This window comes from Flagellimonas allohymeniacidonis, assembly GCF_004296335.1.
Lineage (GTDB): Bacteria > Bacteroidota > Bacteroidia > Flavobacteriales > Flavobacteriaceae > Flagellimonas > Flagellimonas allohymeniacidonis.
This window is the reverse complement of record NZ_SGIU01000001.1, coordinates 451695-474779: the sequence shown is the minus strand read 5'-3', so window position 1 is coordinate 474779 and position 23085 is coordinate 451695. Positions and strand designations below refer to the sequence as shown.

The following is a 23085-nucleotide window of genomic DNA, read 5'->3' as shown; positions in this document are numbered from 1 at the left end:
AGGGTTATTTTCGACGGAATCTTTTCGTTCTAATTTGTTTATTTTTATCCCACAAACTTAACCAAAATTCATTTTGGGCAAGGAAAAATATATCAACAGTATGGCATGGCAATCATAACCTTAACTACAGATTTTGGACAAAAAGACCACTTTGTAGGCGCCATCAAAGGAACCATTCTCAGTAACTTGCCAGAGATAGACATTGTTGATATTTCGCATAAAATAAGCCCTTTTCACATCCAAGAGTGTGCGTATATCTTAAAAAATGTTTACTCAGCTTTTCCAAAAGGTACAGTACATATTATTGGTGTCGACTCTGAGCTTTCCCCAGAAAATGAGCACCTTGTGGTTCAGGTGGATGGTCATTTTTTTGTCGGAGCCAACAATGGTGTAATGTCATTGATTGCATCGGAAGTGGAGCCTGAAAAAATTATGGAAATCAACATTCCCCAGACTGAGGTCAGCTCATTTGCCGAGCTACATGTTTTTGTGCCCGTTGCCTGCCATATTGCAAGAGGTGGAAAATTGGAGGTTATTGGGCGACCTTTTGATGGGCTGAAGATACTTAAGGAATTTCAACCCCGAATTACGAATGATGGCCAGAGCATAGTGGGAAATATTATCTACATTGATAACTATGGCAATGTTATAACCAATATTCAAAAAAGTTTGTTTGAAGCTTATCGAAATGGAAGGGATTTTGAAATTATAGCGAGAACCAATAAAATCAAGGCTATTCACAATACATATAACGGAATCATCAATTTCAATTTAGGAAAACCGCAACGAAAGGGCCCGGGAGATGCCTTGGCACTTTTTAATTCTGCCGGATTTGTGGAGCTGGCCATTTATAAGAGTGACCTGAACAGTGTTGGGGGCGCCTCTACCCTATTGGGATTAAATTATAGAGATACGGTAACCATTAATTTTCTTTAAATGTTGGTAAGAATTGTAAAATTGACCTTTAAACCCGAAAATATCTCTAGTTTTGAGCGAATTTTCGAAAATTCGAAAAAACAGATTGTAGCATTTGATGGTTGCTCCCATTTGGAACTCTATCAAGACTTGAACAAATCGAATGTATTTTTCACTTACAGCATTTGGGCAAATCAGTCATCCTTGGAAAATTATAGAAATTCAACATTTTTTCAGCAGGTTTGGGGTGAGACCAAAAAGCTGTTCTCCGAAAAACCAGAAGCCTGGAGTGTCGCCAAACTTCAATCCTCAAATGAATTCTGATGTTTGCCATATTTAAAAGAGAAGTACAGTCTTTTTTTACCTCGCCCATTGGGTATCTCATTGTGGGATTGTTTTTACTACTGAATGGATTATTTCTTTGGGTTTTCAAAGGAGAATACAATGTTTTCGATTATGGATTTGCCGATTTGGGCAAATTCTTTCTTCTGGCCCCGTGGATTTTCGTTTTTTTGATTCCAGCCATAACCATGAAAAGCTTCTCGGAAGAACGAAAGTTGGGTACCCTGGAACTTTTGTTGATTAAGCCCATATCGGTTTGGAAGCTTGTTTTGGGTAAGTTTTGGGGCACGTTTACCCTTTGCTTAGTTGCCATTGTTCCAACCTTTATCTATGTGTTCGCGATTTCTGAATTGGGGGTTATCAGTGGAAACTATGATTTTGGTGTGGTACTAGGCTCGTACTTTGGTTTGCTCTTCTTAATTGCTGCTTATGCAAGTATAGGACTGTTTTCCTCTACCCTATCGGACAATCAGATTGTGGCCTTTATCCTTGGAGTGCTTTTTTGTTTTTTCCTTTTTTATGGTTTCGAGGCCCTATCCACACTTTTCTCGGATGGTAGCACCCAGCTCATTTTAAAATATTGGGGCGCAAGGGCCCATTTTGATAGTATTGCCAGTGGAGTACTAGACACGCGTGATTTGCTTTATTTTATTTCCATAACCCTGATGTTTTTGTATTTGACCCTAGTTCGACTAAAACAACTGCCCAAATGAAATCAAACCTTCTTTTTTCATTGGCCAAAGTACTGGTTGCGGTCATCGTTTTGAATTTGCTGGGAGCGTTTGTATACCAAAGGTTCGACCTTACCGAGGACTCCCGATATACCCTCTCCGACCCAGCTATTGAAATTAGCCAGACCTTTGATGGCCCTGTTATAATCGACGTTCTTTTGGATGGGAAAATACCCTCTGAATTTGCGAGGCTCAAAACAGAAACCCTTCAATTGATTGCCTCGTTTGCCGACCATAACAAGAACATCAAGTACAATCTGGTAAATCCGCTTGAGGATGAATCCAAAGCGCAACAAACCATTTTAGATTTGCAACGAATCGGTCTCACACCTGCCAATGTAACCGTTGAAGAGGGTGGAAAGGTTTCACAGGAACTCATTTTTCCCTGGGCCATGGTAACCTACAACAACCAGACGATGAAGGTTCCTTTGCTTAAAAACAAGTTGGGTTCCTCTTCAGAAGAACGTATCAACAATTCAGTACAACAATTGGAGTACGCTTTCGCCGATGCATTTACCAAATTGAACATCAAAGAGAAAAAAAGGGTGGCGGTCCTAAAAGGAAATGGAGAATTGGATGATATTTTCATTGCTGATTACCTTACCTCCATTCGAGATTACTACAATCTTGGGGCGATAACCTTGGATTCGGTAGAGGCAAATCCATCAGAGGTCTTGAAGCAGCTAAAAAACTATGACTTAGCACTGATTGCAAAGCCTACAGAAGCATTTTCCGATCAAGAAAAGTATGTTTTAGACCAGTTTATTATCCAAGGAGGGAAATCCATTTGGTTGATTGATCAAGTAGCCATGGAGGTTGACAGTATATTCAAAGGTGGCGGAAGTGCACTGGCTCTTCCAAGGGAATTAAATCTTAAGGATTTTTTCTTCAAATACGGTATCCGCATAAATCCCGTTTTGGTCAATGACCTCTATTTTACCCAAATTGTCTTGGCTTCCGGAGAAGGAAATGACTCACAGTACAATCCGGTACCCTGGTATTACAATCCCATGGTTTTTTCCAACAATGACCATCCCATCAACACCAATATTGAAGCAGTCCGATACCAGTTTGCGAATACTCTTGATACTTTGGCGAATGCGTATCAAAAAACAGTGCTCTTGCGAAGCTCGCCGCTTTCCAAAGTGGAAGGAGTACCCAAACAAATAGGCCTTGATATCCTGAATAGCCCTCCCGATAAGGAATCCTATAGTGATGGAAATCATCCTTTGGCGGTTTTGGTGGAAGGTGCCTTCACATCTGCGTATAAGAACCGTGTGAAACCCGCAAAACTAAATGAAAGCCTGGATGAAGGACCTCAAAATCAAATGATTGTAATTTCCGATGGAGACCTTATCAGGAATCAGCTCCGAAACGGACAACCTTTGGAGCTTGGATACGATAAATGGACCAATAGTAACTATGGGAACAAGGAATTCTTAGTGAACTGCATCAATTATCTTTTGGATGACACCGGACTTATAAACATCCGTAATAAGAGGGTTTCCATTCCCTTGCTCGATCCTGAAAAAATTGTAGCCCAGAAAACAAAGTGGCAACTACTGAATATAGGTGTTCCCACGATATTGACCCTTCTATTTGGAATTATTTTTGGCTACTATCGAAAAAAGAAATTCTCGACTTAAGTGTTGATAAATTTGTTTCTTTGCTTCAGGCATTTGAGATATATTTGTTTTTATCGATTTTGTTTTCGCTGAGCTCTTTTTGGAGCATTTGGTGATAATTTCTAAAGAAATTCTTTGATGAAATTTATAGTATCCAGTACCTATCTATTAAAGCATTTACAGGTTTTGGGAGGTGTGATCAACAATAGCAACACCCTGCCCATTCTGGACAATTTCTTATTTGATTTAAAGGAAACCAAGCTTACCATATCCGCTTCCGACCTTGAGACCACCATGAGCTCGGTATTGGAAGTTGATTCAGAATCGGAAGGTTTGATCGCCGTTCCAGCGCGACTTTTATTGGATACCTTAAAAACTTTTGCCGAACAACCTTTAACCTTTGTGGTCGAGGATAACAATACCGTAGAAATTAGCTCCAACCATGGAAAATATGCCGTGGCCTATGCGGACGGTGCAGAATTTCCGAAAGCAGTGGAAGTGTCCAACCCCAGTTCTACCACTATTATGGGCGACATCTTGGCCACCGCTATTAACAAAACCATTTTTGCCGCTGGCAATGACGACCTAAGGCCGGTGATGAGCGGTGTGTTTTTTCAATTTTCCACTGAGAATTTGACTTTTGTGGCCACTGATGCCCATAAATTGGTCAAGTATCAACGAAATGATGTGAAGGCCAACGAAGTTGCAGAATTTATTATGCCCAAAAAACCGTTGAATCTCTTGAAAGGTATTTTGGCAGGTTCTGAATCTGAAGTCACCATTGAGTATAATGACAACAATGCCAAATTCATTTTTGATGGCACAGAGTTGATATGTAGATTGATTGATGGGAAATATCCCAACTACGAGGCGGTGATTCCCAAAGAAAATCCGAATGTGCTGAATATATCCCGGGGACAGCTTTTAAGCTCAGTACGCCGGGTTTCGATTTACTCCAATCGCACTACCCATCAAATTCGACTCAAAATTGCTGGTGCCGAATTGAATATTTCCGCTGAAGACGTGGATTATAGCAACAAGGCCGAAGAGCGGCTATCATGTTCTTACCAAGGCGACGATATGCAGATAGGGTTCAACTCAAGATTTCTAGTTGAAATGTTGGGCAATCTTTCTTCCGATGACGTAACCTTGGAAATGAGCCTCCCCAACCGAGCGGGTATCCTTACCCCTGCCGATGGCTTGGATGAAGGGGAACATATAACCATGTTGGTCATGCCTGTAATGTTGAACAACTAGGTTAACCTCTACCCTTTAGTTTCTGTGCTGCAACCGTATTTCCATTGGTCTGTGGTTTTTACAAGAACTGAGACTGCATTATTTGTTCCGTCCAATAAATTCTCCTGAAACAACTGCTGCAAAATTAACTGATACTGCCCTTTTTTGTATAATCGAGCAGGGACCTAATACTTACTTAAACATTACCATTGCGGAAGGAGCTCTTCCTTAAGGCGTGCAGCCATTAATTATTCCAATTCCTTTGAAATGCAGCGGTTGCGAAGAAATTATTTGGGCCGAAGTTTGTGGTTTCCAAGGAAATAGTAGGGCAATGTGTTTTGAGTTTGAATAGAGTTGTTTTATATTACAGAACAAGGTCCCCCTTTTCTTTCTACAATTCACAAAAAGCTCAAATAATCGGTAATATTTGATTAATATGAAAATACCCCTGACCTTATCGCATAACTTCTTTCATAAATTCTTTGAACAAAACAAGGTTCCACCATTTTATGAGCATGTAAGTGGCTTGCCAGATTCCGTTTACAACTCTGGAAATCTTTCGGAATACCAAAAGTCAAGGATAAACTGCATTTATAACGTACCTCCCTACATTTTTGGTGATGGTGATCTTGTCAATCCCCATTTTGGGTATTACTCAAGATCCTATCAGCTGGGTTACGCAATGGATCTGACAGAATTTAAATCAGCTACAGCTTATTTGAGGAACACCTTAAAAAAAAAACGTATAAAACTCTTCGGCAAGATCTACAAAAGCTGGAAAGAGACTACGATATAAGATTGGAAATCCATTATGGTGAAATTGACCCTGATCTCTACCATTCTCTTATGAAAACCCTTAAAAGGTTCATAGAAGATCGCTTTGTTGGTCGTACCCACAAGCATTCGGCTCTACTCAAATGGGATTATTATGTCGACCAAAGTCTTGGAAGGATTAGATCTTGCTCTTCAATTCTCTTTGTATTGCGTCACAAAAGTCAACCCATAGCTATCTCATTGGGACATACTATCAAAAATGTTCTCAACTCAGCCATAACTTCATATGATAAAAAGTTCAGCAGGTACAGCTTAGGAAAAATAATGTTTATAAAAGAATTGGAATGGTGTTTTTTAAATGGACTCAGATTATTGGACACAGGATGGGGCAATTTTGAGTATAAAATTAAATTTTCGAACGCCATTTATTATTATGCGACCCATGTTATGTACCCCAAAAAGAGTTTTGGAAAAAAAGTATACGCCTACTTTATTGGCATATTTTTAGAAGCTAAGCATTATTTGATTGCAATCAAAAATCGAAGGTTCAAAAGGTCCAGGGATTTGTACCAAGGACGCTGGATGCAGGTTGAAAGATTCAGGACCAGAGAATATAGACAGACAGATGGGACTACCTAAATGAAAAAATTAATTTTACAGTCAAATTTAATAGATGGTGAAACTAAGGCATGATGTAGTTGAAAGGGTTTTTCGAGGTACCCCTTCGGAATATGATTTCAATTTTTCCAAAAACTACCCGTAGCACTGGAATGCCAGGATTAATAGGAACTAAAGTCTTTCCTCAAAAATTTTCCAGCCTTTTATCTTCTTAGTAAGGATTTGGCTCCTCTGTATATATAAAATAGTACCCGAAAACGTCCCTTCCCGTTAAAAAAAAACACCAAAATGCGATAAGACCACTTGTTATAGCTATCACTGATAAAGGAGGTCAATGGGAAAGCCCTTGCGGCCGTCAACTTTTCCATATATGAGTAAATTGACTTCAACGGTAGTTTGGAACGGAGTGCCCTTACCAAAAGAAAAAAGGAAAACGATTGTTGCCTTACAATAAGTTTATTTGCTGCCAGTGTCTTCCCCTCATTCTGTAGCTCATCAATCAAGAAGGAGAACCTATCTGCAGCGTTCAATAAATCGTTCATTATTTTAATATTGTGACCCTCTTCCCTATTATGCATAGCGGAACCGGATACCTGCACATATCGATAGGCACGCAATGGAATTCTTGAAACCGCTTTAGATTTCATAAGAATCTCAGCACAGAAAATGGCATCTTCCATCCATTTTCCTTCAATAAAACGTATTCCGGACTTTTTCAGAAAATCAGCGTCAAAAATGTAGCTCCAGACGTAGCTTTTGAACTGTCGTTGACCCAAATGGGATATCCCATCTTGTATGATTCCCATCTCGCTGATATCTGGAAAATTGGTCTTTGAGAGATCCAATTGTTCGGTCTCGACAAAATCAAACTCAAGAATTTCAAGGTTTTGGGAATCACAGATATTGGTCAAAAAAAACAGAGAATCTTCAGCAAGGTAATCATCTGGGTCAATGAAATATATATATTTCCCTCTGGCCATGTCCAATCCCGCGTTACGTGCAGCGCCAACACCTTGGTTCGCCTGGTGTTTGGCGATTACATTTTGATGAGATTGAGCAAAAGTTTCAATGAGTTCTCCACTGCCATCCGTTGAACCATCATTGACCATGATAATCTCATATTGTTCCGCTGAAAACCCTTGCTTTTGAAGACTTTGCAAACATCTTTTGAGATACTTTTCAGAATTGTATATGGGGAGAATTATACTCAGAAACATTGCCCAATGGATTTAACCATGGGCAATATAGAGCATTACGAACTAAACCTAAGTTTATTTCTATGACAAGACCCTTTGCTATGATAAACAACAAAAACATAGAGCCCTTAGATTAAAGGTGTTACCAAAAAAACTCCAAAACATCTATGGGTTTCCACAGTCGGGCCTTCAGGCTACATTAGGTAAAATCATATGTAAATGGCAATGATTAAACCTAGTTTGAGTTCGTCCTAAATAAAGGGGATGGTTAAGAAATAGGAAGGAGACTCTCCATTTGCCGCTTTTACCGCATTCACAATGGGTAAAACAAATCCTAAAATTCCCACACCGATTAAACCTAAAATTCCCAATCCCAGTAATAAAATCGCAGGAATACTAATTAGGATGTACAACAGTAGGCTTAACTGCAAATTGATAACAGCCTTTCCGTGCTCGTTCATGCCTTCAACAGTTTTCCGTGAGGATAGCCAAAGAATTAGTGGTACGATGAATCCGCCAAACCCTGTTACATAGTGTAACAATTGGGTTAGGTGTGTAATTGACAACAGTGTATTGTCTTTGCGTAATACATTTTGATTGATGATTTCCATTTTTTGATTGATATTGATGTTACAACTTATGAGTATCTATTTTTGCCATAATGTTACACTCAACTAATTCGTATTTTTGCCCTCATGTCTTACGAAGATACCATAGTAGCCTTGGCAACTCCTTCAGGAACAGGAGCCATATCGATTATTCGAATCTCTGGTAAAGATGCCATTGTCATCGGTGACCAAATATTCAAATCGGTACGCGGTAAAAAGCTTGGCCTTCAAAAAAGCCATACCATTCATTTAGGTCATATTATTGACGGAAAAAAGGTTTTGGATGAAGTTCTGGTATCGGTTTTCAGGGGACCCAACTCCTATACAGGTGAAAACGTGTTGGAAATTTCTTGTCATGGGTCACCTTACATTCAGCAACAAGTACTTCAATTAATATTGAGAAAGGGATGCAGGGCAGCATCAGCAGGAGAGTTCACACTTAAGGCTTTTTTGAATGGAAAAATGGATTTGAGTCAAGCCGAAGCAGTCGCCGATTTGATAGCCAGTGACAGTGCGGCTTCCCATGAAATAGCCTTGAACCAAATGCGGGGCGGTTTTAGTTCGGAAATAGAAAGTTTGAGAGAGGAACTTCTAAATTTTGCCTCCCTAATTGAATTAGAGCTTGATTTTTCGCAAGAGGATGTAGAGTTTGCCAATCGAGAGCAATTTAATGAGCTGCTGAGCAGAATAAGTGCCGTACTTAAAAAGTTGATAGATTCATTCGCCTTGGGTAATGTATTGAAACATGGCATTCCCGTTGCCATAGTAGGGCAGCCCAATGTTGGAAAATCAACACTTCTCAATGCATTGTTGAATGAAGATAGGGCAATCGTGAGCAGTATCGCTGGCACCACCCGCGACACGGTTGAAGACTCTATAAGTATTCAAGGGGTAAATTTCAGATTTATTGATACAGCTGGTATACGGAGCACACGGGATGAAGTAGAACAAATTGGAATTGAACGTACTTTCTCAAAGATAGAGCAGGCCAAGCTCATCATTTTTCTTTTTGATGGCCCAGATTTTGATAGGGAACAGCTAAACAATCTCAAAGACCAATATCCCAACAAAAGGATTCTACCCATCTGCAATAAACTGGACAGGCTCACAAAAAAGCAAATTCATGATATAGAAGAAGAAATTCAAAATGTTCTGTTCATTTCTGCTAAAAACGGAACAGGAATTGATACGTTGCAGGAAACATTATTTGGTTTGGTCGATACAGGAGCCTTAAGCGGGGATGAAACCATCGTGAGCAATAGTAGGCACTATGATGCCCTTTTAAAAGCACTTGAGGAAATTCAAAAAGTAAAGGAAGGTATGGATATTGAAATCTCCAGTGACCTTCTTGCCATTGACATTCGTCAGGCTTTGTTCCACTTGGGAGAAATCACAGGAAGTGTTACGACCGATGACCTTTTAGGAAATATATTTTCCAACTTTTGTATTGGCAAGTAAATAGAAACGTAGAAAAAATTTATGTTCCATTTTTTCGAAAGAAAAGTTTTTTTAGCGGATTATCTTCATGGACTGGTAGATATACATAACCATATATTACCTGGAATTGATGATGGGGCCAAAACGGTCGAAGATTCTATAAATCTCATAAAGGCATTCTCAGAATTTGGGGTGACCAGTTTTATTTGTACCCCGCACATCATGCATCATTATTATCCAAATACGCCTTCCACCATCAAAAAGGCGTTTGATATTTTGAAGACAGAGTTAACCCTGCAGGGACTAACCGACATTAAAGTACACTATGCCGCAGAACATATGATCGATGAAAATTTTGAAAATATTCTGGAGGCCGAAGCCGTGCTTCCCTTAAATAATGAGTATATATTAATTGAAATGTCCTATTTGCAACCCTCACTGAGTTTCGGAGGTGCTATCCAAAAAATAGCTCGCAAATCATTGTTTCCCATATTAGCCCATCCGGAACGATACGCCTATTACCACAATACATTTGGTGTATACGAGTCCTTTAAATCAAAAGGAATATCGTTTCAGCTCAATATTCTGTCTTTGGGAGGTTATTATGGTCCAGAAATTCAAAAGGTAGCACTTAGTTTGCTCAAGGCCGGGTATATTGACTTTATCTCCTCAGATGCTCATCATATAACGCACATAAGTCAGATAAAGGAAATCAGAATCCGAAAGAGCACCTTGAATCTCTTACTGCCAATAATTGAGAATACGATTTTGAACTTTTATTGAATCAGGAGGCAAAATTCCACCATTTTTTGACGGTTTTTCCATATCCATAGCCATACCTTCCGCCATAACCTAAATTAGAGCCCTTCACATTGTTGACTACGAATGCCAATCCTTTTAGCTTTCCTTCTTTATGCAATTTAAGAGGGAAATCAAGAACTTTTCTTTGTGTAACCCCTGCTTTGGTTATGTAAAGCAACTTATCCGCATATTGATTAATCAGAAGTGTATCGGTAACTACCATCAAGGGAGCCGTATCAACAACGATATAGTCGTATAATTCGGATACCTCATCCAACAAGTCTTTCATGCGACTGCTCATCAACAATTCGGTTGGGTTGGGTGGAATCTTTCCAGAATAGATTACATCAATGGTATTGGAATGGACCAAAGTCGTATTTACAATATCACGAACCGACTTCGCACTACCCAGTAGGTATTCCGTAAGGCCAACAGTGGCTCTATGTTTCGGTTTTCCAAGTTGATCGATCTCATTACTGTTTGAAAAGAAAGTGTACAGCTTGGGATTTCTGATGTCAGCACCAATTAATAGGACCTTTTTGTTGGTGTCGGCAAATATCATGGACAAGTTCGAGGAAACCAAGGTTTTTCCTTCCCCAGGAACACTGGATGTTACAAAAATAATACTTCCCCTTTTACTGTTTTTCTTTGATCTAAGGGTGTAGTCCAAATTTGTTCTTAAGATTCTTAAAGATTCCGCCAAAACAGACCTATCCGCATTTTTCACCAATTTTTCTTCCTTTCTGCCCAATTTGGGAATCTCAGCTAGCACGGGTATGCCCTGAACCATTTTTTCTAAGTCTATCTTGTTGTGGATTTTATCATCCAACAAAATACTGGTATAAATTACCCCAAAAGGAATCATAAGGCCAACCATAAGAGCCGCTAAATAAATGATTTTTGGTTTTGGAGATACCGGAAATGGATTTTCAGCATAGGCCGCATCGACAACCTTGGATTTTGGTGTGGCAGAAGCAAAAGTAATTTGGGATTCTTCTCGCTTCTGTAAAAGATAAAGGTATAATGACTCTGTGGTTTGCTGCTTTCTTGAAATATCCCTTAGCGCCCTCTCATTACTGGGAGCTGCATAGATACGGGAGTTGATTTGGGAGAGTTGTTTGCTTAAACTGTTTACCCGCAAGTCAAGATTATTGGTCACATTGTTTAAACTGGACTGCATACCTCTTCTTAGACTTTCCAACTGTTGGTCGAGCTTTACAATTACCGGGTTTTTCTCATTTGAACTTTCTAAAAGCCGATTTCGCTGAGCCACCAGCTCGTTATATCTCTGGGCCGAAGTAGAAATCCCTTGATCGGACAGCCCGACATTGGTCGGTATAATCTCATAATCACTTTGATTGCTTATGAGATCCTTCATGGAGTTAGCGATATTCAACTGAATACTGGCATCTTGCAAGTCCCTTTCGCCAGCCGCACTCTGTGTGAAATTTACACTAGACTGCGAACCCAAATCTGCTATTCCGCGGCTTGACTTAAAAGTCTCTGCAGATTCATCAACACTCGAGAGGTTATTGTAAATATCTGCTATACGATCATTGATAAATCTAGAAGTTCTGTCCGCTACCGCCTTCTTGTCCTCTACCCCATTTTTATTATAGGTCGCTATGAGGTTGTCAATCAAATCCATAGCCCGTTTCTGTATGGCATCGGTAAGGGATATATTAACTATGTTGGAAAGTTCATCAGCAGGACTGATTTTTATCTTGGACCGATAGCGTTGAACTACAGAAGGTATTGGATTAACCACTACTTTCAACCGCTTATTTTGAAATCGATTCATTCGATCCCAGTAAGGTGTCAATACAATGTCTCCAATTTTTGTGCTGATATTGGTGCCAAAGTCATAATTTTTAAACGGACCGTTTTCAAATTCAGAGTACATCACGGATGTGTCTGAATTTAGATCCACATAGAACTCATGTTCGGATTTATTGATAATTGAGTCTGCCGCCAAAAAGTCTATCGAAAAGGGGTAATTCGCATCACCATAGAGCTCGGTATCTTTAACGTTACCCATTACGAAGTAACGCACATTAAGCCGAAGATCGCGAATTACCTGCATGAAATTGCTTCGGGCCCTAAGGATTTGAATTTCATCCTTTATCTCTGTTTTCCCCCCAGGTAGTACATTTAAATCTTGTAGTACACTTAACTCCGAAGTGGCGGTTTTTTCCTGTAATATTAGAATTTTAGCCGAGGCATTATATTGGGGTATTGCATATCTCAGATTTAGAAAAGCAAGACCAAGCGCTACAATTGTACAGGCGGCGAACCACTTCCAATGTTTTGTGTATACTGTTAATAAACCTTTTAGATCTATTTCAGATTTGTTCATGATTTAGGGATTAAAAACGTGTCCTTATATAATTAATTCCTTGTAAGCAATACCACAGTTGATGTAATCAAAACGGAAATTATGGAAACCGCAATAGAGGCTCTTTGGTCCAAATTTGATGCTGTCTTTCCTGATCGGTTTGGTTCAACATAGATAACATCATTTTGCGTTAAATAATAGACGGGAGATTTAAATGCCTGCTTACTGTTTAAGTTAACACGATTATAAACCTTTGTACCGTCAAAGTCCCTAACCACCATTACATTATCCCGTCTACCTTTTATATTGATATCACCAGCTAAACCAATTGCTTCCAAAATAGTAATCTGTTCTCCATTCACTTGGTATGTCCCAGGTCTGTTCACGGCCCCTAAAATAGTAACCGTAAAATTTCGAATTCTAATGTTAATAATTGGATTTTTTAGATAGTCTTTTAGTTTTTCCGTGAGCAATTCTTGTGTTTCGCTCGGAGACAACCCAGCAATCTTTACCTTTCCAATAACAGGAAAATCAATTTCACCATTTTTATCCACTAAATAGTTCACTTGTTCAGGTCGAATGCCGCCTTCTTCAGCTCCCCGAAAGAGATTAAAGGGTGCACTGGCCTCGGGGTCCAATGTTGAAACATTGATACTGATCAAATCATCCACTTTGAATTTGGTGGTGAAAGAATTATCGTCAACCAAGGTTTCAAATTCTTGGGCATCTTGGAAATAGACCACCTCCTGTTTTGAGGCACATGAAAAAACAAGTAATGCTGATGCTGATAAGCATACCAGCTTGAGTTTTAGATTCATTGGATATGAGTATTTAGTTGTTGAGTTGAGAAACAATCTTGCTTTTATCCTCATCTGGGTTGAATTCCCCCTTCTTCGTGTCCAATTTACAAAAATCAGAATTGTTGGAGATGTATTCTGGGACTATCCTTTTCATTAATTGAACTACATTGTCCTTGAAAAATAGGTTGGAGATGCATAGTTCGTCAATCATTGATCGGGTATTGCCATAATCTATTTCCCTTACTTTACTAATCATAATTTTATCATGGTATGTGGGAAGGGTGTTTTCCCCATTGGCCAACAACTCCTCGTACAACTTTTCCCCTGGACGAAGTCCCGTTATTTTAATGTCAACTTCTTCAGGGTATTTTAATCCCGATAATCGAATCATGTTCTTGGCCAAATCCAATATCTTAACGGACTCTCCCATATCGAATATGAAAATCTCTCCTCCCTTGCCCATGGCGCCTGCTTCCAAGACCAGTTGGGAAGCTTCCGGAATAGTCATAAAATATCGGGTGATTTCTTTGTGGGTAACCGTTAAAGGACCTCCCTTTTCTATTTGTTTTCTAAACAATGGTATAACAGAACCATTTGAACCCAACACATTACCGAATCGTGTGGTGATAAATTTGGTTTTTCCTTCTTGTTGCCTGCAACTAATGTACATTTCAGCAATCCGCTTGGTGGCCCCCATTACATTGGTAGGGTTCACTGCCTTGTCCGTTGATACAAAAACAAATTTTTCCACCTTAAAGTCAACGGCAAGGTCAACAATATTCTTGGTGCCGGCTACATTGATTTTCACTGCCTCGTATGGATTTTGTTCCATAAGTGGTACGTGCTTGTATGCAGCGGCATGAAAAATTCTGTCAGGCTTATATTCCTCAAAAAGAACACGCATTTTGTTCTTGTCCCTAATATCCCCGACTACAGGGACATAATTAAAAAACCCTGATTGCTTTAACTCTTGCTGTAAATCATATAGGGCCGACTCAGCCTGATCTACAACTATTAGTGTTCTATAGTTGTATTTGCATATCTGCCTCACCAACTCACTTCCTATAGATCCTGCACCTCCTGTTACCATGATCACCTTGTCGTCAAAATCTTTGGCAATTCGACTGTTCTTAATCTTAATTGGTGGTCTATCGAGTAAGTCCTCAATTTGAACCCGCTTGATCTGGGACACTTTGAGTTCCCCGTTTATCCAATCCTCAACCGGAGGGATTATTTTGACTTTAACGGGTAGATCTACAATTTCATTAACTAATCCACGTAACTGTTTTGGCGGAATGTTTTGTATAGAAAAGATTATCTCGGTAATGTTGTTGAATCTAACAAATTCTGGTGTAAGAATGGACTTGTCGAATACCTTTACGCCATTGATTTGCTTCCCAATCTTCTGCAAGTTGTTATCGACAAAACCAACAACCTTGACCTTCATTTGAGAATGGTTGGTCAGGGTGTTATGCGTAATGATCCCCGATTCACCGGCTCCGTACAACATTACATTCTTTGTAGGGACTTCATTTGTCTGAATCAACCTTTCGTAGCCCAGTTTGAAGACGTACCTAGAGAAAGTAAGAGCCAAGAAAGTAAGTAAGCTGTTAATAATGATAATTGAAAGAGGTATCGTGAATTCGTTGACCAATTCCAAAAAACGGTTTGTCAAAACCACACCTATCGCGCCAATACTGGCTAAACATATCGCATTGAAAATTGCATATACATCCTTAATTCCGGTATGGCGAACAACTCCTTTATAACTTCCAGATATTAAAAATGCAACGAGAAAAAGCACAATAACTACCGGAAGTTGGGTCCATAATTTTTGAACATCGAAATCGAAGCTCAAATTGAACCTAATAAAGTACGCTACTATAAAAGAAATGGCAACAATACATAAATCGATGAAAAGTACTGTCCATTTTGAGGCGTAGTGCTTACGGTTCTCAAATAAGTATTTTCTAATCATCCTATCGTATTTTCAATTATACCGCAGATACGCGTTAAATCACTCTGTTCCAAATTAGAGCCACTGGGCAAACAAAGGCCCCTTTGAAACAAATCCTCACTCACCCCATTAACAAACGTTATATCACCAGCAAAAACCGGTTGAAGGTGCATCGGTTTCCATAATGGTCTTGATTCGATATTCTCTTCATTCAAAGCAAGTCGTATCTTCTCTCTAATTTCAAAAGAAGGGGTTAGTATACAAGTTAACCATCTATTGCAATAGTAGCCCTCCTTTTCATCCAAAAAACTGATTTGAGTCAATTCTGACAAATGTTTCTTATAGAACTCAAAATTGGATCTTCGTGCATCCACCCTATTCTGCAGAACTTCCATTTGACCTCTTCCTATTCCTGCCAGGACGTTGCTCATTCTGTAATTATAGCCTATATGGGTATGTTGATAATGAGGTGCATTATCCCTTGCCTGGGTAGCCAAAAAAATTGCCTTATCCTTTTGATCGTTGTTTTTAGACAACAGAGCTCCGCCTCCCGAGGTTGTAATGATTTTGTTTCCGTTAAACGATAATACTGCCATTTCTCCAAAACTCCCGCACTTAGTTCCATGATATTCACTTCCTAAGGCTTCAGCGCTGTCTTCAATGACCGGGATGTCATATTTCTGTGAAATAGATGAAATCTCATCTACTTTATAGGGCATTCCATAAAGATGGACAGCTATTATAGCTTTTGGTTTTTTACCAACTTCGAGCCTCGAAAGAATCGCTTTTTCCAAAAGTTCAGGGGAAATGTTCCAGGTGTCAGGCTCACTATCAACAAAAATAGGAGAAGCTCCCAGATAGGTTACAGGATTGGCGGAAGCGGCAAAAGTGAAACTTTGACAGAGTACTTCATCACCTTGCCCCACGCCTAACAGTTGTAAAGCTAAGTGTATAGCTGCTGTACCCGAGCTCAAACAGGCAACGTGAACGTCCGATCCTATATATTCTTCAATATCCTGTTCAAATCCTTGAACATTAGGACCCAAAGGAGCTATCCAATTCGTATTGAAAGCCTGTTCCACATACTTTTCTTCCGTACCGCCCATGTGGGGTGAAGAAAGCCAAATTTTGCTAGACACCTTTATCTCCAAGATAATTTTTTCATAAAATAACAGCAGGCTTTTGGAATAGAGAAATATTCACATGATTAATCGTTTATCTTAAGTAATTTTCGGTATATGGTACAATGAACTCAGTCGTTCATCCAATCTAATTTTTTGGTTAAAAAAGCATAATAGCTTGTGTGTAAGGGTTTCTTGGTGATTTTACAAAGTATTATTTGGGTGGTTCTTGCCTACTTCAACATAGAATGTAAATTTGTTGCCAAATTTGGCCGAAAAAAGCGTAACCTGCGTGTTCTGGGACAATATCCTAGATAAATAGCCAACTCAAGAAAACAGCATGTGCGGATTTTTATTCAGTGATCAACCTCAAGCAAAGGAGGATTTTCTTTCAAAATTAGCTTTGATAGACTATCGTGGGCCCGACCACACTGGTTATCTCAAAATCGAGAATTTACATTTTGGCCATGTCCGTCTCTCAATATTGGACTTGGATCCTAGGTCCAACCAACCCTTTCGGTACAAGAACCTCACAATAATTTACAATGGGGAAATCTATAATTACCTAGAAGTCAAGGCTGAGCTCGAGGACAATGGTTATAGCTTTAATACCGAAAGCGATACTGAAGTACTCATAATAGGCTATCATGCATGGGGATCAAAGGTTTTGTCGAAAATCAACGGTATGTTTGCGTTCATCATTCATGACTCTGAAACCGACACTATTTTTGGTGCCAGGGACAGAATGGGGGTGAAACCCATGTATTATACTTTGGCGAATGGAATTTTCGAAGTTTGTAGTCAATTGGGGCCCATTGCCCAAAACAAGGGTTATACCCTTAACGAAGATGCCATTTCAATGTATCTGGATTGTAAGTTCATCCCAAGTCCTTATTCCATTTACCAGGAAGTTCAAAAGCTAGAACCTGGTTGTTATTTCGAATATGCCCTTAAGGACAAAAAATTGAAAATTGAAAGGTATTGGGACTTACAAAAAGTACAGAAATTCAAAGGAACTTATAATGAAGCAAAGGAACAGTTAAAACTTCTACTTAAAGATGCTGTAAAAATAAGGCTCTATTCCGATGTACCATTGGGGTCATTCCTCTCCAGCGGTATTGATTCTGCATTGGTTACCAGCATCGCCTCACAAATAAACAACACAAAGCTCAATACTTTTACCGTTGGCTTTGATGACAAAATCAAAGATGAAAGTGGCGTTGCAGAAAAATACGCCGAACTTTTGGATACCAATCATAAGACCTTGTTTTGTAATCCAGACGATATTCTCGAAAATCTGCCAACCCTTCTAAAGGTTTATGATGAACCGTTTGCGGATGATTCCGCTTTGCCCTCATTGTTGCTCAATTCAATGACAAAAAAGCATGTAACAGTTGCGCTATCAGGAGATGGCGGAGACGAAAGTTTTTTGGGGTATGGACATTTCGAGTCACTTCTGAAATACCGACTGATTATGAACATGCCCTATCATCTCCGAAAAGTAGTATTGGGCATTATTAAGGTGTTTGTTAATGTACAACCTCGTATTTCCTCTGCACTATTGGTCCGACGTAAGCACCAATTTATGGAAAGAATATTCTCCCGTATGGGTCTACTTTTGCTTCAAAGTAAGAACGGTTGGCTTCGAAAATATGACCACTACAGACTTTTGAGCAAAGATTTTATCCAACAAGCTGCCGATCTCAATACCAAACTGTGGTTAGAGAACGACAGCAATGTAAAAGTGGATAGGGCAAGTATGGCCTATGCTGTTGAAGTTAGAAGTCCTTTTCTAGACTACCGAATAGTAGAATTTGCACGAACGCTTCCTATCAATTACCGGTTAAGATTGGGGAACAAGAAAAGAATTCTTCGCGATTTGCTTTCCGATTACCTGCCTCAAGATTTATTCAATTTACCGAAAAGAGGTTTTTCTATGCCTTTGACCAACTGGTTGCGAAACGAGTTAAAGAATGACGTGCTTCAAACCATAGATGATACCTTCTTAAGCTCTATTCCAAATCTCAATACGGTATATTGCAAAAAAGTATTGGGAGAACATATGAGTGGTGCGTACGACCATACAGAGTCCATTTGGAAACTTTATGTTTTAGCTAAATGGTTAAATCAACAAAATAAAGAGATTGTATCCTAGTATGATAAATGGAATACAAAAATTACTCGGAATCGACTTGATTCAAGAATTCCTCAATATTGGTATATCCATCACCATCCTCATCTCCATTAGCAGTCTTACTTAGGTCTCCGAAGATAAATACTTCCCATGGGTCTGCCATTCCGTCTCTGTCGGTATCGTAGTTACCAGGTCTAGATTCTGAAGGCATGCTTGTAGGCATCTGTCCATAGGCTGCCTCTTTCATAACAACCTGGCCTGAATCACTGCTGATGAGCTCCAAATATCCCTCATCCAATGAATCTCTATACACAGAAACACCGCCCTCATTATTGATATAATGATAAGACCCAGTGTTTCCAATCACATAGTTTAGGGCCTCAGAAGCCGTCATTATTGGGGCTGGAGCACCTTGAATGGGTAGCTCAGAACCAACAAACCATTCTGGTCTGGGTTCAATTACACTTGAAGAAAATTCCTCCCATGCCATTGAGGAGTTTGAATCATAGCCTGCTGGCTTTATATTTTCTGAAATATGGTTACCAGAGGAATAAATTCTTGGTGACATGTTTGTATTGGTCCACGTTTTGTGCAATGACCCACCTGTAGTATTGGAACCTGATTGGTAATAATTATTTATTTGATTTAACGTATAATCAAATCCGTCCATTCTAATGGTTCTAAATCTCCAGTTATGGTGCACATTATTTATAACGTCCAATTCTACGGCACCGCCTGCTTTTGGAAAACGCCATCCCACATTGGCTGTGGCATTTCTTAGAACAGAAACGCTTCCGTAACCTTCGGCAGTGTTAGATCCTACAATCATAGCCGTTTTACACTCTCCAAAAAGATTGTTTTGCAGTGTAATGTCATCACTAGGAGGGTTCGCATCTCCACTTACATCCAAAGCCTCGTCTTTAGAATAAGAAAATGAACAATGGTCAACGATAACAGTTGAGCTTCTCGCTATTGTCATACAATCTCCATTATCACTCTGGTTCCCGTTTCTAAATTTTAGGTATCGAACAATAATGTTTTCTGAATTAGCCCACCAAATTCTACCACCTCTGATAGTAATTCCACCTCTGGGAGCGGTTTGCCCGGCAACCGTAACGTTTCCATAATCCCTACCATCCATGATTATTCTACTATTCAGAGTAATCACACCAGAAACATCAAAAACTATAATTCTTGGGCCCGTAGTCCGTAACGCTGCTCTAAGACTGCCCTCTCCGCTGTCATTTAAATTGGTCACGTGAATAACTTGGCCACCTCGACCTCCCGATGTGAATGCGCCAGCACCGAAAGCTGTTGGGAAAGCTTTCAACTCAGATGCTTTATCGTCTTCATTTATGTTTGGATCTCCATTACTTGTATCATCATCGGATACTTCGTCTCCAGATTCTCCTGTTTCTTGATTTTCTTTTTCAATGCTGTCCTCAATTGCTTCTGTAAACAAATCGTTGTCCTTAGTACAGGAAACTATACTTAATGTAAAAAGAATTAAAAGAAAGTGCAATCTAATAGAGCTTATTGATTTTAAGCACATAACGTAAGATTTTGGTATGTAAAGTTAATTTTCATAATTTTAATTTCGACCAAAAGTTCCATTTTTTCGATGAAATGCGTCTTTTGGCTAGCTTTCGTTTTTCAAAGCCCCCTATCTACGGGGCAAACTTCCAATTAGATCGTTGAAAAGGTTTTTTTTAACAAAAAAATCGATGAAATACACTACATACTAAAAATTTTGTGAATGCGGAAATCTTTGAGAACAAACTATATATCGAAAATCCCAGTTTCTTAATAGAAAGAAACATTTATAAATAATAGCTTTGCGGAGCACTATTAAAAAAAGGGATTGAATGAAAGTTCTTGTTACAGGCGCTGCAGGATTTATCGGCTACCACGTTTGCCAAAACCTCATTAAAAATGGCCATCAAGTTGTTGGGCTTGACAACATCAATGACTATTACGATGTCAATTTGAAATACAATCGCCTAGAAGATCTTGGGATTTCCAAAAAAGATGCTTCTGGGTTTGATTCCATCACAACAAGTACTGAAAATGCAAATTTCAAGTTTGTACGAATGAACTTGGAAAATCGCGAAGCCATGCCAAAGCTTTTTGAGAGCGAAAGGTTTAACGTCGTTTGTAATTTAGCGGCACAAGCCGGTGTGAGATATAGTTTGGAAAATCCCGAGGCTTATATAGATAGTAATATTGTAGGTTTTTTAAATATTTTGGAGTGCTGCAGGAATTTTAAGATTGAGCACTTGGTCTACGCAAGTAGTTCCAGTGTTTATGGAACCAACAAGGAAATCCCGTTCACAACAGACCAACAAGTAGATAATCCGATCAGCCTTTATGCAGCTTCAAAGAAATCCAATGAGCTGATGGCCCATACCTATAGTCACTTATATGGGTTTCCTACCACTGGACTTCGATTTTTTACCGTATATGGCCCATGGGGACGACCAGACATGGCACTTTTCCTATTTACAAAAGCCATAACCCAAGGAAATCCCATAAAAGTATTCAACAAAGGAAATATGCAACGGGATTTCACCTATGTTGATGATATAGTAGAGGGTGTGGTACGAATCATTGAAAAGCCAATTAACGGGAACATGGATAGGGATTTGTACAAGGTTTACAATATCGGAAACAGTAATTCAGTAAAACTGGGGGATTTTATCAAAGCCATTGAACAAAATCTTGAGGTCGAAGCTGAAAAAACATTAATGCCCATGCAACCTGGAGATGTCGAAAAAACCTGGGCGGATGTTGCTGATTTGGAGAGGGACTACGGATACCGTCCCAATACCCCAATTAACGAAGGGGTGCGTAAATTTATCAATTGGTACAAGAATTACTATTCGAAGCATTAAAGCAAATATTTTCTCTCGGATTGCTCCTGTAACCGTTGCGTATAGATTTCAAAAAGAAGGTGTTAGGCAACCCCTAGTGTTCCCTATGATGTCCGAAACCAATTAACGATAAAGCTTTTACGATTTTGTCAAGTAGCAGAACAACGAGTTATTTGAAGATAATAACGAATTAATAAACTGGCTTTTAACATCCGAGTATTAAAATTGTTTTCTTTATACCCATGAAAAAATTGCGCTACGCATTTATCATAATTGTAGGCTTATTCTTCTTTTCGGTCATTCTGTCGTCAAGTGTTCGAAATGTGTATTTATCGGAAGATGGAGGTGCCTCTAGACTTGGTTTTCTTACTACACCAATCAAGTTTATGGCAGAAATTCCTTCCAACTTCAAAAAAATACTATCAAAGCCTGAATTTTTTGTTTCCAATGCGGAAGCCAAAGATGGTTTCAACTACCTAAAGAAACCTAATTCAAATGAATACCCCAAGGTACTGGTGTCCTACAAAGCTGAAAAATTTGGACAAACGTTCGATTTATTGGATATCAATACAGGGAATCTGCTAAAAAAATGGAGTCCTGACAACCAGTCACTGTATCTTAAGGCGTATAACGAAAAAAATCCGGAAAGACCTGCCCGTGACAGTGATTTGTATTTTATGCACGCCTACATGGATAGTGATAGTTCGCTTTACTTTACGGCTCAACTTACGAGTTTACTAGCGAAAATCGATAAAAACAGCGAGCTGGTTTGGTTGAAAAATGATCAAGTATATCATCATACCATTGAAGGAGATTTAGAGGATAACCTTTATCTCTGCACACGGCCCTTTATATCGAAAGAGTACGATTTTCTTCCCGGGGAACATGATGCATACAAGACTACCCTAATGGATGATCATATTACCATCATTAATAAAAACACCGGAGAAGAATCCTTTAGTAAATCGGTTATTCAAATCTTGGTGGACAACGGGTATTTGGACATGCTGTTGTATAAGGGACAGACCATTAGTGACCCTATCCACCTGAACGATGTGCAGCCCGCTTTATATGATTCCGATCATTGGAGAAAGGGGGATTTGTTGGTTTCTTGCAGAAATATTAGTGTGGTGTTTTTATACAGACCGGAAACCAACAAAATCATTTGGCTACAACATGGTCCGTGGTACAATCAACATGATGCCGATTTTTACGGTGATGATGGTATTGTGGTTTTTGGTAATGATATCATCAGGGAAGAAAGTCGGGTTGACCCAAGACTAACGACAACAAATTTGTCTTTTTCAAAAGCAAGACCGAACAATCAGGCATACCTTTATTCTTTTAGTAAGGATTCAATTTCAACACCGTATGCCCAACTATTTGAAAAAGAAAAAATTAGAACAATCACCTCCGGCAGGTGCGATATACTGCCGAATGGTGATATCTTTGTTGAAGAAACCAACAATGGTAGGATTATCATAGGTGATTCACTCAACAAAAAGATTGAATACGTGAAGAGACTTGACAAAGAAAATGTTTCAAGTCTTTTTTGGAGTCGCATAATAAACTAAAATTAAAAACT

General features: G+C 39.2%; 19 protein-coding genes. 12 read left to right on the top strand and 7 right to left on the bottom strand.

Annotated elements, in window-relative coordinates; translation table 11 throughout:
* The first annotated feature begins 105 nt into the window (after positions 1-105).
* The 7 genes from EW142_RS02010 to EW142_RS01980 all read left to right on the top strand — a co-directional run bounded on the left by EW142_RS02010 (position 106) and on the right by EW142_RS01980 (position 6262).
* Positions 106-936, top strand: a complete 831-nt coding sequence (locus EW142_RS02010; protein ID WP_130608933.1) for an SAM hydrolase/SAM-dependent halogenase family protein — start codon at positions 106-108, stop codon at positions 934-936.
* Positions 937-1239, top strand: coding sequence for a putative quinol monooxygenase (locus tag EW142_RS02005; RefSeq protein ID WP_130608930.1), 303 nt, complete (start codon positions 937-939; stop codon positions 1237-1239).
* Positions 1239-1970, top strand: a complete 732-nt coding sequence (gene gldF / locus EW142_RS02000) for a gliding motility-associated ABC transporter permease subunit GldF (RefSeq protein WP_130608928.1) — start codon at positions 1239-1241, stop codon at positions 1968-1970. The genes EW142_RS02005 and gldF overlap by 1 nt, the downstream gene beginning before the upstream one ends.
* Positions 1967-3634, top strand: a complete 1668-nt coding sequence (gldG, locus tag EW142_RS01995) for a gliding motility-associated ABC transporter substrate-binding protein GldG (protein ID WP_130608925.1) — start codon at positions 1967-1969, stop codon at positions 3632-3634. Before gldF ends, gldG begins: the two co-directional genes overlap by 4 nt.
* Before the next feature lie 117 nt (positions 3635-3751).
* On the top strand, positions 3752-4870 hold the full coding sequence (gene dnaN / locus EW142_RS01990) for a DNA polymerase III subunit beta (protein WP_130608922.1): 1119 nt from the start codon (positions 3752-3754) through the stop codon (positions 4868-4870).
* Between the two features lie 415 nt (positions 4871-5285).
* Entirely contained in the window at positions 5286-5645 is a 360-nt protein-coding gene (locus tag EW142_RS01985) for a hypothetical protein (protein ID WP_130608919.1), read from the top strand.
* Positions 5552-6262, top strand: a complete 711-nt coding sequence (locus EW142_RS01980) for a GNAT family N-acetyltransferase (protein WP_130608916.1) — start codon at positions 5552-5554, stop codon at positions 6260-6262. Before EW142_RS01985 ends, EW142_RS01980 begins: the two co-directional genes overlap by 94 nt.
* Before the next feature lie 182 nt (positions 6263-6444).
* Here EW142_RS01980 and EW142_RS01975 read toward each other — a convergent pair whose 3' ends face one another.
* Together EW142_RS01975 and EW142_RS01970 are read right to left on the bottom strand one after the other, a co-directional pair.
* Positions 6445-7458 (bottom strand): glycosyltransferase, encoded by a 1014-nt coding sequence (locus EW142_RS01975; protein WP_130608913.1) that lies wholly within the window; start codon positions 7456-7458, stop codon positions 6445-6447.
* Between the two features lie 230 nt (positions 7459-7688).
* Positions 7689-8048: a DUF4870 domain-containing protein gene (locus tag EW142_RS01970; RefSeq protein ID WP_130608910.1), complete on the bottom strand. Its 360-nt coding sequence runs from the start codon at positions 8046-8048 to the stop codon at positions 7689-7691.
* An 84-nt stretch (positions 8049-8132) separates the two neighbouring features.
* Between EW142_RS01970 and mnmE the strand changes: the two genes are divergently transcribed.
* Positions 8133-9503 carry a tRNA uridine-5-carboxymethylaminomethyl(34) synthesis GTPase MnmE gene (mnmE, locus tag EW142_RS01965; RefSeq protein WP_130608907.1) on the top strand — a complete coding sequence of 457 codons (1371 nt, stop codon included), beginning with the start codon at positions 8133-8135 and terminating at the stop codon, positions 9501-9503.
* A gap of 21 nt (positions 9504-9524) precedes the next feature.
* Positions 9525-10265, top strand: coding sequence for a tyrosine-protein phosphatase (locus tag EW142_RS01960; RefSeq protein ID WP_130608905.1), 741 nt, complete (start codon positions 9525-9527; stop codon positions 10263-10265).
* A 1-nt stretch (position 10266) separates the two neighbouring features.
* On the opposite strand, the gene EW142_RS01955 is transcribed toward EW142_RS01960, so the two are convergent.
* From EW142_RS01955 to EW142_RS01940, 4 genes are read right to left on the bottom strand one after another with little or no spacing between them, the layout of a single operon-like run.
* Positions 10267-12639, bottom strand: coding sequence for a GumC family protein (locus EW142_RS01955; RefSeq protein ID WP_130608902.1), 2373 nt, complete (start codon positions 12637-12639; stop codon positions 10267-10269).
* Between the two features lie 32 nt (positions 12640-12671).
* Entirely contained in the window at positions 12672-13436 is a 765-nt protein-coding gene (locus EW142_RS01950) for a polysaccharide biosynthesis/export family protein (RefSeq protein ID WP_130608899.1), read from the bottom strand.
* 13 nt (positions 13437-13449) lie between these two features.
* Positions 13450-15396: a polysaccharide biosynthesis protein gene (locus EW142_RS01945; RefSeq protein ID WP_130608896.1), complete on the bottom strand. Its 1947-nt coding sequence runs from the start codon at positions 15394-15396 to the stop codon at positions 13450-13452.
* Entirely contained in the window at positions 15393-16481 is a 1089-nt protein-coding gene (locus tag EW142_RS01940; protein WP_313790899.1) for a DegT/DnrJ/EryC1/StrS family aminotransferase, read from the bottom strand. Before EW142_RS01940 ends, EW142_RS01945 begins: the two co-directional genes overlap by 4 nt.
* A 355-nt stretch (positions 16482-16836) precedes the next feature.
* Here EW142_RS01940 and asnB point away from each other — a divergent pair, with 355 nt between their 5' ends.
* The gene (asnB, locus tag EW142_RS01935; RefSeq protein ID WP_130608890.1) at positions 16837-18651 is read left to right on the top strand and encodes an asparagine synthase (glutamine-hydrolyzing); all 1815 of its coding nucleotides are present in this window, start codon (positions 16837-16839) and stop codon (positions 18649-18651) included.
* A gap of 22 nt (positions 18652-18673) precedes the next feature.
* Here asnB and EW142_RS01930 read toward each other — a convergent pair whose 3' ends face one another.
* Complete coding sequence (locus tag EW142_RS01930) at positions 18674-20182, bottom strand: pectate lyase family protein (protein ID WP_130608887.1); 1509 nt, start codon at positions 20180-20182, stop codon at positions 18674-18676.
* Between the two features lie 313 nt (positions 20183-20495).
* Between EW142_RS01930 and EW142_RS01925 the strand changes: the two genes are divergently transcribed.
* Together EW142_RS01925 and EW142_RS01920 are read left to right on the top strand one after the other, a co-directional pair.
* Positions 20496-21521 carry an NAD-dependent epimerase gene (locus EW142_RS01925; protein WP_130608885.1) on the top strand — a complete coding sequence of 342 codons (1026 nt, stop codon included), beginning with the start codon at positions 20496-20498 and terminating at the stop codon, positions 21519-21521.
* Positions 21522-21742: 221 nt separating this feature from the next.
* Positions 21743-23074, top strand: a complete 1332-nt coding sequence (locus EW142_RS01920) for an arylsulfotransferase family protein (RefSeq protein ID WP_130608882.1) — start codon at positions 21743-21745, stop codon at positions 23072-23074.
* The last annotated feature ends 11 nt before the right edge of the window (positions 23075-23085 follow it).